Genomic DNA, 11,790 nt, shown 5'->3' with positions numbered 1-11,790 from the left:
ATCATGTGGCAGGCTTGGCTGACATTGCCGAGCTGCTTGGCCAGCTCCAAAAGGCCGAGCTTGGCGCGGATGATCTTCTGCTCGTTGGTCATGGCGGTGCTCCTTGGGAACGCCGAGGCCGGGCGCTACGCACCCCGACCACTTCGCGCCCGGCCTCGGCTCATGCCTCAGCCTAACGACACCGTCTGTCAGATTAAGTCCAAACTACTTCACCCCCTTGATCCGCACGAAACTATTCGGCTCAAAGCTCTTACAGACCTGAATGCTGCGAAGCACATTCCCAATGCGACGGTTGATCGGATCACAGCTTTCGCCTGTACACACTTCCGCGTTCCATTCTGCTTGGTCAATCTCATCGAAGCCGAACGGGCTCTCGTGCTTTCCTGTCAGGGCATCGCTGTATGGGAAGTCCCCCGCAACCAAGCATTTTGTACCTATGCAATCCTCCAGGACGAGGTGCTCGTCATCCCAGATACCCGTGCAGACGAGCGCTTCAAGAACAATCCCCTCGTGACGGGTTCACCCTTCACCCGGCTCTATGCCGGGGCACCCCTCGTCTATGAGAGGCAAATCCGCCTCGGCTCATTGTGCCTCATGGACACAAAGCCGCGTTCTTTCTCACGGGGCGAACAAGCCGAGCTGCGGATGCTGGCCCAGCATGTGGTCAGCATCATCATCAGCCACGCTATGGGCTTGCCGGAGCCGGATATCACTACCGCCATTTCAATCTGAGGATGCCCAGATAGATCCTTGACGTCAGTACTGTCGGGCGCAGCCTTTAACCGTCCCCGCTCGTCAGGAGGCGCCCAGCAGATCCTTGTGCCGACACCCCGGCTGAGCGAGGTTGTGATCCTGGACAACGTGCCGCCGCACAGGAAGGCAACGGAATGGATATGGCAGAGCTCCTCGCTTGCCATGTTGGACCACACCTCAGACGCGACGATACCGCGACGAGCCGCCCTCATCAGGACGGAGTATTACACATCACGTTGGCCAAAAATCTCCGGCCCCGTTTAACCTGAGTAAAGGCTGCAATCCTGTTAGGGAGGCATTCTGATCACAGTGGATTGGTTCGATCATTATCCCTCCTTATCAATCCGCACTCTGGGACGCTGATGTCCCTCAGCCATGGTGGAAGGCTCCCTCGTTCGGCACTGCCGGCGAGGGAGTTCTTCTGCACGCATCCATCCGCAGCCGCTGACGTCAACATAAGTGAATGCTGCAACGGGGCAGAAGCCCGCTGCAGCATCAGGGTCCACGTCACACAAAAATATCATCGATATGGGCTACGAAGATGTCAGTAAAACCATTCGTGTCGCCACTGACGAGATCAGAGGCATTGCTCTGGTAAGCGACAGTGTGCCCATCGGCCGAGATTGAGGGATGGGAGCTTTGTGTGCCATCCCTAACATTAGGGTCCGTGATTTCAGAGCTATTTGAGACTTGAGCGACACTGCCGGTCTGCTGGTCATAAACGTAGATGTGTTGAAAAAACGGGGATGGAAAGTTTCCGGGAGAGTTCAAAGCCGCCACGTAGCGCCCGTCGGCCGAAATTGAGGGCTCTCGGGGACCACCATACTCGGAGTCTCCGCTAACCGGAGTGCGCTCGGCGGTGCCGGTCTCGCGGTCATAGGTGTAGATGGCAAAAAACTTCACGAAGGCCACATACCGCCCGTCAGCCGAGATTACCGGATCAGAGGCGCCCGGAGGAGTGTCGGGAGAGACCCGCTCGGTGGTGTGGGTCTCGCGATCATAAACGAAGATGTCAGGACCTCCAAAGGGGTCGTCGCTACCCAGGTTCGAGGCCAAGCTCTCGAAAGCCACGTAGCGTCCATCACCCGAGATCGAGGGGTGGTCGCTAGACCCATTCGCTTGCAAGCCATTAGAGCTGACCGAGACCCGTTCGGTTGTGTGCGTCTGGCGGTCAAAGACGAAAACGTCATCAACTCCGTTAGTGTCGCCCTGAACCAGATTGGACGCGGCGCTCGTAAACGTCACATAGCGGCCATCTGCCGAGATCGAGGCGTTCATACTGGCGCCGTTCGCCTGCTCGCCGGTGGAACTGATGGAGACCCTCTCAGTGGTCTGCGTCTGGCGATCGAAGACAAAGACGTCGACAGCATCGTTGCTGTCGCCCTCGACCAGATTGGAAGCCCAGCCCTGATAGGCCACGTAGCGCCCATCCGCTGAGATCGAGGGCTGACCGCTGTCGCTATTTCCTTGTTCGCCGGTTAAGCCGACCGATATGCGCTCGGTCGTGTGGGTTTTGTGGTCGAAGACGAAGACATCGGCCGCGTTGTTGGTGTCATCGCTGACCAGGTTTGAGGCATAGCTCTCGTAAGCCACGTAACGCGCGTCAGCCGAGATTGAGGGGCTGATGCTGTCGCCATTTGCCTGCTCGCCAGTGGAGCTGATCGAGATCCGCTCGGTGGTGGGAGCCTCCGGCAAATCCTGAACCGAGAGAGTAAAGGCCTTGGTCTTGCTCAATCCGCCCTTGTCGGTGGCGGTGACCTCCAATGTGACGGTGGGGCTCGCCTCATAGTCAAGCGCGACCCCGCTCTTGAGCTGCAGGGTAGACTGGCCGTCGTGCTCGATCACCTCGAAGCGGCTGTCGTCGACCGTGTAGGTAATAACGTCGCCATGCTTCAGGTTTTTGTCGGAGGCGGTGAGGGTTCCAATCACCGCGCCTGGGGCGTTCTCGTCAACGTGGGTGCTCGACAGGTACACGGCGGTCGGTGGCTTGTTCTTGGGCATAGCGCTGTCCTTCCCTGCTGATCATCCGGTTGCAGTTCAATGCGCGCACTGGTTCAAAGTCGGGCTCGGCTCTGCGTAGCCCCCTCGGGCCAGATCGACCGCCCGGGGGCGACGGCCACGGGCAGATACCAGGGAACCACCAATCTCCCGGATCTGCTTGACCGATTTAGCCAATGCCTTGGCTCATTGGGGCAGGCCGGCCACGAACGCCCTAGCTGGAGGTATAGGACACCCTCTGGCTGGGGCGTTTTGCGTCCGCCGTCCTCGCGTGTACACGTGCCCAGCGACTTTGCATTAGCCTTGGAGGCGTTAGCGAGGGTAAAGCGGCGGCAAGGCTATCGGGACTTGTAGTTCGCGGCGGCTAAGTCCGAATTTCGCGGAAGGCTGTTTATCGAACGGCGAGCAAGTTGTTGAGCTGACGTTGACTAGTGATGTCTCCGTTACAAAGTTGTTCCGCCCCATCGAGAGTTGGCACGAAATCCGCTGGATCAATCTCCGGCATCAGCAGTTCCCCAGTAGCATCGACACAGCCATCCCGATTTTTATCGAGGAAGAACTGATGGGAGCGAAAGTCCATGAGCAGGAACGGCTTCTGCTCAAGGAACCGGTCGCAGGCCATGTAGAACGCTGTGATGGCGTGAGGCCCGGTCCGACCCTCGGAGTAGTAGAGGCCATTGATAAGGCGACCAGTCGACACCACGTGTGGGCTGCTGCGCAAGACAAGCGCATTCAGGTCTGGCATGGGCTGCCGTCCCAAACGGCACGACTGCGAGGACGCGGGATAACGGAACGGACGCGCAAAGCTGGCGCTTGTCAGCACCAACAGGGCCGACAGGCAGAGCACGGCTGCAAGCATCACAGCCTCCTCACGTCAGAGCCGCAATTATACCAGCATTTGGGTCAAATGATTAGGTCCCTGCTTGCCAGGTGAAGCTCGCGCGTAATGCCGCTCGCACTTCTCGTGTAATCATCAGTATGGAACTGTCTCACTCTTGGTGTGTGTCCCACGCCGATGTGGAGTTGGGGGGAAGGATGACGCAGTGGGTCACATGACGCACTTCCCTACTGCTGTATCCATCCCTGCGGCCAGATTCATAAAGGGTCGTGCCGCACCAGTGCCCTCCGCGCGTCTCGCCAGTGTCACCAAGGAGTGACCGGTACTGGATCTCCTCATTCGGCACATCATACCAGTTGCCATCGAGATACATTTGCACGCCCCTCGGGGACACGCGGTAAGGCGCAGGCTGGCAATCATGCTCGTCGCAGCAACTCGCCCCGGCGGCATCGGTCAGGCCCGAATAGATATCATGGGCTTCAGACGGAAGTTCAGGAGCCACCGCGAGGATGGCGGCGAAGAGGGAAAACTTGAGAGACATGGGCCACTCCATCCACACAAGGACCTGGCGGCGCTCCTCAGAGCGTCGGGAAACGCTACTGTGTTCATTTTACTCCCAAGTAAGGAGCTTGTCGCGCACCCGCGCGAAGGCCGCCCAAATTCGCATAGGCCTCAGCATGGAACACGGCTAAAGGACGGTCGTTGTTACATTGTAAGTCTGACCGATAGAGGTCAGGATCATGCCCATGCATGACAAGGCAGCCACTTACCGTCGACGGGCCCAGGAGTCCCGTGCCGTCGCCAGGTGGGTCTCTCTGTCGGATGAACGCCAGAAGCTCCTTGACGATGCCACGCGGTTGGAGGCTCTGGCCAAGATCGAGGAGCGCCAGGGCCAACCGGATCGGAGCTTGACCCGAACCTTCCGTGCTGCGGAGGATCCTCTGCTCCAGCGCGCCGCAAATATCCTTACGGAAACGTCCCGGCTCCGAGCCTCGCATCAGCAACTTCAGGCGCAGGTCGACCAGCAAGTTGAACGGATGAAGCAAATCGGGACAGAACTCGACCCGCTCCTGCCGCACCCGTACTGGGAGCTTGCGGTGGTAAGGTGCATCCTCGGGCACGAAAAAGAGTCAGCAGGCGCCGGATACGCATAAATGCTTTGCGGAAAACCGGCCAAAGGAAAGACCTCCTAACCCAAGTGTCGTCCGGGTCAAGGGGCCGCCCACTCTCAAACAGAAGGACAGGATGCCCTCATCGTCCCAACTCATTCGGTCGGGGTATGTTTCATGCTGGGTCTAAGCAAGATCCCCCTCCCGACCATAATCTCCTGCCCCGTTTAACCCTGGTTAGTGGGAGCCTTATCGGAGCAGCATAGGCTCCGAGTGTTCCTCCAGTTGAAACTCCCTCTGGAACCCTGCTCCCTCCCGGCTCTACCCTCCCGCCGGCGAGGGAGCTTTTTTCGTGGCGAGGGAGAGGCTGAGAGGAACACTTCCCGGCCTCTCCCCGCCTGGATGACGAGCGGTTGGGGGCGTGCTCCAGATCCAAGCCAAGAGGGATAGCCGCACCTCCATGGAAGTGGACGATAGCTGACTCTGCAAGGTCCTCCATCAGGACCTAAGGGTGGGTGGCAGACTCCAAGAAGAGCAACTCAGCTTAAAGACAGCGAGTCAAAGCTGCCTTCGACGGGATAGGAGTTCGTGGACCAAGAGCCTGCCGAGCTAGATCTTCCTGTCTTGCCGAAACCACGCCCTCGGATCCCGCGTCTTGAGTTCAGCAGCCGCAATTCCCGGCCGATGAGATGCGCAAGGGCTTGAAAAGTAAATAAAAAGTTAACGCCATGGCGCTGAGGGCAGCCCTGGTGCTGGAAAGTGTTGGAATTTGGTCACAGTATGTAGAAGAACAGACTCAACGGGGCCTTATACCGCCTACAATCGCTTGATCGTGAAACGCCCATCGATAATGTGGCTGCAGCGACGGGGGCACCCCGGTCGTGATCCTGGTGAGTTTAGCCAAACAGGCAGGCTGCCGGGTACTAGGGGAAAAGGGACGTGTTTAGGGCTTCGTCGAAGCACTCGAAGCACAAAAACCCGGCCCCCCAGGGTCTCGAAACTTTGGAGGTTTAACCATGAAGCTCGCTAAGAGCCTCTTCCTCGGATCGGTCGCGGGTCTTGCCGCTGTCGCCGGGGCTCAAGCCGCCGACCTTCCCGTGAAGAAGGCCGCTGCTGTCGAATACGTTCGCGTCTGCTCCACCTACGGCGCAGGCTTCTTCTACATCCCCGGCACCGAAACCTGCCTCCGCGTCGGCGGCCGTGTTCGCGCCGAGTACCAGTACCTCGAGGCGAACGACCGCGAAGACGACTCGATCGGCTTCCGTGCTCGCGGCCGCATCCAGCTCGATGCCCGCACCGCCACCGCCTACGGTCTGCTCCGCACCTTCGTGCGCTTCGACGTCACGCACAACACCGGCGTGTACGGCGGTGACACGGCGATCGTCGACCAGGCCTTCGTGCAGTTCGGCGGCCTGACCGCCGGTCGTACCGTGTCGTTCTTCGACAACAGCGACCTGCCCACCGGCCACTTCGGCACCCTGCGCTTCTCGGACGCTCCGACCGTGAACGCCCTGGCCTACACCTTCTCGTTCGGCAACGGCTTCTCGGCCACGCTGGCGCTCGAAGAGGGCCGCTTCGCTCCGGTGTTCGACCCGGTCCTGATCAACGGCCCGCTCGCAACCTTCCCGGTCGGCTCTCCTGCCGACATCTCGGCTGGCCAGCGCGCTCCTGACCTCGTCGCCAACCTGAAGTACGCTGGCACCTGGGGTTCGTTCCAGGTCTCCGGTGCGGCTCACCAGATCCGCAGCAACGTCCTGCAGGCCTCGAACGGCTTTGACTACGGCATCTTCAACGGCACGATCCCGGACACCGAGTACGGCTATGCCGTGACGGCTCAGGGCTCGATCAACCTGCCGATGCTGGCTGCTGGCGACGCCCTCTGGCTCGCTGCCACCTATGCTAACGGCGCTCTCGCCTACCTCGGCGCGACCGGCAACATCACGGCCAGCAACGTGACGGGCCGCGTGGTCGATGCCTATATCGGCCTCGATGGCGACATCGAGACGGGCGAAGGCTGGTCGATCGCCGGTGGTCTGCGTCACTACTGGACCCCGACCATCCGCCAGAACGTCTTCGGTTCGTACGCTCGTATCGAGTACGGCAACCAGGTTCAGGCTCTGACCGGCATCGACTTCGACTTCAACGAGTGGCGCCTCGGCACCAACGTGATCTGGTCGCCGGTAGCTGGCCTCGACATCGGTGTTGAAGTTCTCTACGCCAACGTCGACACGAACCAGCTGCAGTTCGTCGATGGTCGCCTGCGCGACAGCGGCGACTCCTGGGAAGGCCGCCTGCGCGTTCAGCGCGACTTCTAATCGGCCTGGCCTGATTGGATAGGAGAACCCCGGTGGCGACACCGGGGTTTTTCTTTTGCGGCGTCTCGCGGTGAGATCCCGGGCCCGGTCCAGGAACAGGCAACGCAGAGCATCGGACCCGAAAGGGGACCCACTTTCGGTCCGATGCTCCACTCTTGGCTGGCCCATCGTCCGGGCCTCTGTCTCGATCGCTCGGCCGGATGGTCACCCCTTCGTCATCACCGGGCTTGTCCCGGTGATCCCGCTTCCGGAGGGCGCCGCGCCCTTCCGACCAGGATGGCCGGCACAGGGCCGGCCATGACGTGCGGAGGGTGGCATGACGGGGGAGGGTGTTCGCACCGCCTCACACCACCCGCCACGTCATCACCGGCCTTGTGCCGGTGATCCCGATCCGGTGGAGCGCCGCGCCCCACAGTATCGGGATGGCCGGGACAAGCCCGGCCATGACGTGCGGAGGGTGGCGAGAGGGGCGGAGGGCGGCCATGACGTGGGGAGGGTGTTGTCCCCGGGCGGAGGGTGCCGTGACGCGGGAGGGTGTCATCACCCGCTCACACAACCCGCCACGTCATCACCGGGCTCGTCCCGGTGATCCCGATCGTTGGGAACGCCCGATTGCGGACCATCGTCACGGGCGTAAAGCCGCTTTCCGTCGGCCGCGTCGACGAAAAGGTCGCGATAGCAAAAGCTCATGTCGATCCGGTCATGCCGCGCCACGGCGAACGGCAGTCTTTCTCGTCAGTTGGTGCTCGTCGCATCCGCCGTCGCCGGGATCGCCGGAGCCGGCTTGTCGTTCAGCCGCTGCCGGTAGACGCGCAGGTTCTCCAGCACCCGTTGGACGTAATTGCGGGTTTCGTAGAACGGAATCCGCTCGACCCAGTCGACCTCGTCCACGTCCGGCTTGCGCGGGTCCCCGTAGGTCCTGACCCATTTGATCACGTTGCCGCCGCCCGCATTGTAGGATGCGAACGCGAGGACATAGGAGCCCTTCCAGTCCTCCATCAGCTCGCCGAGATGCGCCGAGCCGATCTTGGCGTTGTAGGACGGATCCTCGATCAGTCGCTTCAGATCGAAGCCGACGCCGAAGCGCTGAGCGGTCCTCTTGGCGGTGGCGGGCATGAGCTGCATCAGGCCGCGCGCGCCGGCGCTCGAGATGGCGCGCGGATTGAAGGCGCTCTCCTGACGGGCGATGGCGTAGACCATCGCCGGCTCGACCTCGTCGCCCACGGGCTGGAACTCGGGAATGGCCGCGAGCGGGTAGGCATGCTGATCGAGGGGAAAGCCCCGTTGCAGCGCCATCTTGCCGACCGCCAGCACCGCGCGGGGATTCTGCTGGGCGGTGGCGAGACTCGCCAGGGCGTCGAGCTGTCCCGGATCGGTCAGGGTCTGAGCGAGGTCGGTGTAGAGGCTCAGGGCCAGATCCTGCTCTCCGATCTGCTGCAGCAGCTTGACCGCCTGGACCGGGACGAGCGCCTCGAAGGCCTGGCGCTCCTCGTCCGTCAACGGGTCGACCTTCCGCAGGGAAATCGTCTGTCCGAGCTTGGCCTGGGCCAATTGCCCATAATAGGTCGTGGGCTGGTCGGCCGCCCGCCCGTAGTAGATCCTGGCGTCCTGTCCCTGGCCGGCAGCCTCGGCCGCGCGCCCCTGCCAATAGGCGATCCGCGAGATGGAGATCGGCGTCGAGGCGGTCTTGGCCACGGCGGCGAAGTGCCTGGATGCCGTTGCCGGGTCGTTCAGGAAACGCAGCGCGATCCAGCCCGCATGGAACTCGGCCTCGATCTGCTGCGAGGGCGATTCGGCCGCGTGATGGCTTGCCACCTCGTAGGCGGTCTTCGGGTCGCCCTTGTCGAGGAGGGCGCGGGTGATCAGGCGCTGCTCGGCCCACCATTCATCGCCGTCGACCCGAAGCTCCGGGTCCTGCGGCGCCTGCATGATGATCGCGGCGGCCTCGGCCAGGTTGTTGCTCCGGCGCTGGAGCAGAGCCTTGGAGAACAGGTAGGAGGGGTCGCCGCGCAGGGAAGCCGGGACGGCCGCAAAGGCCTTCTCGGCTTTCTTCTTGCCCTGGAACACGGCCATTCGCGCCTTGACGAGCAGTTCGTATTCCTTGCCGGCATAGCCGGCGGCGCGCTGGGCGCCGCCCCAGTTCTCCTTGAGAAGGAGCCTCTCCATGCGGAAGCGATGATCGGCCTTCGCAAGGACGTCCGGGAACCGGTCGAGAACGCGGCGCTCCACGTCAGGGCCGAAATTGTCCTCCCGCCAGGCATGGCGGATCTTCTCGTTCGCCTCCTGGAGGAAGCCATCCGCCTGCAGGGCGAAGGCGAGGGCGATCCGGCCGGCGGGCGTGACCGGAGGCTGCTTGGCGAAAAAGGCCCGGACCTGAGAGGCGGGCCTGCGCTCGGCCAGCAGGGCATCCTCGCTTCTCCTCCGAAGCTGGCTGGTGACCGGCCATTGCGGATAGTCCTTCTGGAAGGCGAGCATGCGGTCGAGACCCAGGCTGAAACCGCTTCGGATCGCGAACCATTCGATCAGGGCCTGGGCGGCCGGCTGGGTCAGCTTCGTCTTGAGGATCTGAGCCTCGGTCAGATCGTTGTCCCGGTAAGCCTTGAAGATCTCCGGCAGGTGATCCAGGTCACCCGGCACCGGCGCGCTCGGCACGAAGCTTTCCAGAATGGCGGGCTGTTCCGGAGCCGGCGTGCCGGAAGCGGGTTCGGCGTGGACGGAGAGGACGACGAATGGGACAAGCGCGACGGACGTCACAAGACCGAGGAGAGGACGCATGTTGAGGCTCACCCGCTAACCCCTTGCTGCCGCGTTTTATCTTATTGTGACGACGTTTCTCTTGAGGAAACACTAAGAGCCGAGCTAGGACAACTCCCTGAACGAACGTTTGCGCGCATGCGCCGCACCCCCTATGTGTAAAACCCAAATCCCCACGTGTACCTCGGCCCAAGAGAAGGCCCGGCGCGACCATCGAGGAATGACCCTATGACCCACTTCAAAGGCTCCATCACGGCTCTGGTGACCCCCTTCAAGGACGGGGCCGTGGATGAGGGGGCGTTCCGGTCCTTCATCAACTGGCAGATCCAGGAAGGCACGAGCGGCCTCGTTCCCGTCGGCACGACGGGCGAGAGCCCCACGCTCAGCCACAAGGAGCACGAGCGGGTCGTCGAGATCTGCGTCGAGGAGACCAAGGGCAGGGTGCCGGTGATCGCCGGGGCCGGCTCCAACAGCACCGCGGAGGCCGTGGCCTTCGCCCGGCATGCGGAAAAGGTCGGCGCCGACGGAGTGCTGATCGTGACGCCCTATTACAACAAGCCCACGCAGGAGGGCCTCTACCAGCACTTCAAGGCCGTCAACGACGCCATCGGCATCCCGATCATCATCTACAACATCCCGGGCCGGTCGGTCATCGACATGTCGGTCGACACGATGGCGCGGCTCAACGAGCTCAAGAACATCGCCGGCGTGAAGGACGCGACCGCCAACATGGCCCGGGCGAGCCTGCAGCGTCAGGTGCTCGGACCGGACTTCATCCAGCTCTCCGGCGAGGATGCGACCGCCCTCGGCTTCATGGCCCATGGCGGCCATGGCTGCATCTCGGTCACGTCCAACGCGGCGCCCCGGCTCTGCGCCGAGATGCAGAGCGCCTGCCTCAAGGGCGATTACGCCTCGGCCCTGAAGGTCCAGGACCGGCTCATGCCCCTGCATACCAGCCTGTTCGTCGAGACGAACCCGACGCCCGTGAAATACGCCGCGTCCCTGCTCGGCCTCATGGAGGATACGGTGCGCCTGCCTCTGGTGCCCGCGTCCGAGGGGGCGAAGCAGGCGGTCCGTTCGGCCATGGTCCATGCGGGCCTGATCAACGCTTAAAAAAGAGCTCATGTCCAAAGATCCAAAGACTGCCAACCGGGTCGTCGCCGACAACAGGAAGGCGCGGTTCAATTACGAGATCCTCGATACCTACGAGGCCGGGATCGCCCTGACCGGCACGGAGGTGAAATCCCTGCGCCAGGGCAAGGCGACCATCGGCGAGGCCTATGCCGGACCGTCGGGGGAAGAGTTCTTTCTCTTCAATGCCTACATCCCGGAATACCTTCAGGCGAACCGCTTCAATCACGAGACGAAGCGCCCGCGCCGGCTGCTCCTGCACAAGCGCCAGATCGACAAGCTCATCGGCGCGACCCAGCGCGAAGGATTCACGGTGATCCCGCTCAAGATCTACTTCAACGATCGCGGGCGGGCGAAGGTGGAACTCGGCCTCGGGCGGGGCAAGAAGCTGCACGACAAGCGCGAGACGGAGAAGGAACGGACCTGGAACCGCGAGAAGGCCCGTCTCATGCGCGAGAAGGGCTGACTTTCTCCTTCCGCCCTGAGCGACACCCTCTCCCCGTCATGGTCGGCCATCACCCGCCCCCTCCGCACGTCCTGGCCGGCCCTGTGCCGGCCATCCCGATTGTTTGAAGCGCGGTGCTTCACCGGATCGGGATCACCGGGACAAGCCCGGTGATGACGTGGTGTGTATGTGGTCCGGTGATGCCAGCCTCCCCACGTCATGGCCGGCCCTGTGCCGGCCATCCCGATTATTCGAAGCGCAACGCCTCACCGCATCGGGATCACCGGGACAAGCCCGGTGATGACGTGGCGAGTGATATGGCGGTAGGGGGACCCATCCCGAAGCGGCGCATCGTCGAGTGCGGACCCCGCGGGTCACGAGCGTGACCCGAAGGGCCGCGCCAGCGAAGACCGGGTCCACTTTTCCGTCCGATGCACTAGGTTTCCT

The 11,790-nt window shown here is 62.3% G+C and carries 10 protein-coding genes; 5 read left to right on the top strand and 5 right to left on the bottom strand.

Annotated elements, in window-relative coordinates:
• Nucleotides 1-162: 162 nt before the first annotated feature.
• Entirely contained in the window at nt 163-732 is a 570-nt protein-coding gene (locus NF876_RS22140; protein ID WP_262270789.1) for a GAF domain-containing protein, read from the top strand.
• Between the two features lie 528 nt (nt 733-1,260).
• Here the strand turns inward: NF876_RS22140 and NF876_RS22135 are convergent.
• The 3 genes from NF876_RS22135 to NF876_RS22125 form a co-directional block, all read right to left on the bottom strand.
• Entirely contained in the window at nt 1,261-2,754 is a 1,494-nt protein-coding gene (locus NF876_RS22135) for a cadherin domain-containing protein (protein ID WP_262270788.1), read from the bottom strand.
• 388 nt (nt 2,755-3,142) lie between these two features.
• Nucleotides 3,143-3,610 (bottom strand): hypothetical protein, encoded by a 468-nt coding sequence (locus tag NF876_RS22130; protein ID WP_262270787.1) that lies wholly within the window; start codon nt 3,608-3,610, stop codon nt 3,143-3,145.
• Nucleotides 3,611-3,740: 130 nt separating this feature from the next.
• Nucleotides 3,741-4,130: a hypothetical protein gene (locus NF876_RS22125; protein ID WP_262270786.1), complete on the bottom strand. Its 390-nt coding sequence runs from the start codon at nt 4,128-4,130 to the stop codon at nt 3,741-3,743.
• A 205-nt stretch (nt 4,131-4,335) separates the two neighbouring features.
• Here NF876_RS22125 and NF876_RS22120 point away from each other — a divergent pair, with 205 nt between their 5' ends.
• Both NF876_RS22120 and NF876_RS22115 read left to right on the top strand, forming a co-directional pair.
• Nucleotides 4,336-4,743, top strand: coding sequence for a hypothetical protein (locus NF876_RS22120; RefSeq protein ID WP_262270785.1), 408 nt, complete (start codon nt 4,336-4,338; stop codon nt 4,741-4,743).
• A gap of 971 nt (nt 4,744-5,714) precedes the next feature.
• Nucleotides 5,715-7,013 (top strand): porin, encoded by a 1,299-nt coding sequence (locus tag NF876_RS22115; protein ID WP_262270784.1) that lies wholly within the window; start codon nt 5,715-5,717, stop codon nt 7,011-7,013.
• 540 nt (nt 7,014-7,553) lie between these two features.
• Here the strand turns inward: NF876_RS22115 and NF876_RS22110 are convergent.
• Entirely contained in the window at nt 7,554-7,703 is a 150-nt protein-coding gene (locus NF876_RS22110; RefSeq protein ID WP_262270783.1) for a hypothetical protein, read from the bottom strand.
• A gap of 45 nt (nt 7,704-7,748) precedes the next feature.
• Complete coding sequence (locus tag NF876_RS22105) at nt 7,749-9,788, bottom strand: lytic transglycosylase domain-containing protein (RefSeq protein WP_262270782.1); 2,040 nt, start codon at nt 9,786-9,788, stop codon at nt 7,749-7,751.
• Between the two features lie 207 nt (nt 9,789-9,995).
• Between NF876_RS22105 and dapA the strand changes: the two genes are divergently transcribed.
• Both dapA and smpB read left to right on the top strand, forming a co-directional pair.
• On the top strand, nt 9,996-10,880 hold the full coding sequence (dapA, locus tag NF876_RS22100) for a 4-hydroxy-tetrahydrodipicolinate synthase (protein ID WP_262270781.1): 885 nt from the start codon (nt 9,996-9,998) through the stop codon (nt 10,878-10,880).
• A gap of 10 nt (nt 10,881-10,890) precedes the next feature.
• Nucleotides 10,891-11,364 carry an SsrA-binding protein SmpB gene (gene smpB, locus NF876_RS22095; RefSeq protein WP_262270780.1) on the top strand — a complete coding sequence of 158 codons (474 nt, stop codon included), beginning with the start codon at nt 10,891-10,893 and terminating at the stop codon, nt 11,362-11,364.
• The last annotated feature ends 426 nt before the right edge of the window (nt 11,365-11,790 follow it).

The organism is Microvirga yunnanensis (genome assembly GCF_025460875.1).
This window is presented reverse-complemented; position numbering and strand designations above follow the sequence as displayed.

What these genes read in the sequence shown, in the direction of transcription:
- NF876_RS22140 (WP_262270789.1), top strand. Translation starts at nt 163, where the DNA reads ATGCCTCAGCCTAACGACACCGTCTGTCAGATTAAGTCCAAACTACTT.
- NF876_RS22135 (WP_262270788.1), bottom strand. Translation starts at nt 2,754, where the DNA reads ATGCCCAAGAACAAGCCACCGACCGCCGTGTACCTGTCGAGCACCCAC.
- NF876_RS22130 (WP_262270787.1), bottom strand. Translation starts at nt 3,610, where the DNA reads ATGCTTGCAGCCGTGCTCTGCCTGTCGGCCCTGTTGGTGCTGACAAGC.
- NF876_RS22125 (WP_262270786.1), bottom strand. Translation starts at nt 4,130, where the DNA reads ATGTCTCTCAAGTTTTCCCTCTTCGCCGCCATCCTCGCGGTGGCTCCT.
- NF876_RS22120 (WP_262270785.1), top strand. Translation starts at nt 4,336, where the DNA reads ATGCATGACAAGGCAGCCACTTACCGTCGACGGGCCCAGGAGTCCCGT.
- NF876_RS22115 (WP_262270784.1), top strand. Translation starts at nt 5,715, where the DNA reads ATGAAGCTCGCTAAGAGCCTCTTCCTCGGATCGGTCGCGGGTCTTGCC.
- NF876_RS22110 (WP_262270783.1), bottom strand. Translation starts at nt 7,703, where the DNA reads ATGAGCTTTTGCTATCGCGACCTTTTCGTCGACGCGGCCGACGGAAAG.
- NF876_RS22105 (WP_262270782.1), bottom strand. Translation starts at nt 9,788, where the DNA reads ATGCGTCCTCTCCTCGGTCTTGTGACGTCCGTCGCGCTTGTCCCATTC.
- dapA (WP_262270781.1), top strand. Translation starts at nt 9,996, where the DNA reads ATGACCCACTTCAAAGGCTCCATCACGGCTCTGGTGACCCCCTTCAAG.
- smpB (WP_262270780.1), top strand. Translation starts at nt 10,891, where the DNA reads ATGTCCAAAGATCCAAAGACTGCCAACCGGGTCGTCGCCGACAACAGG.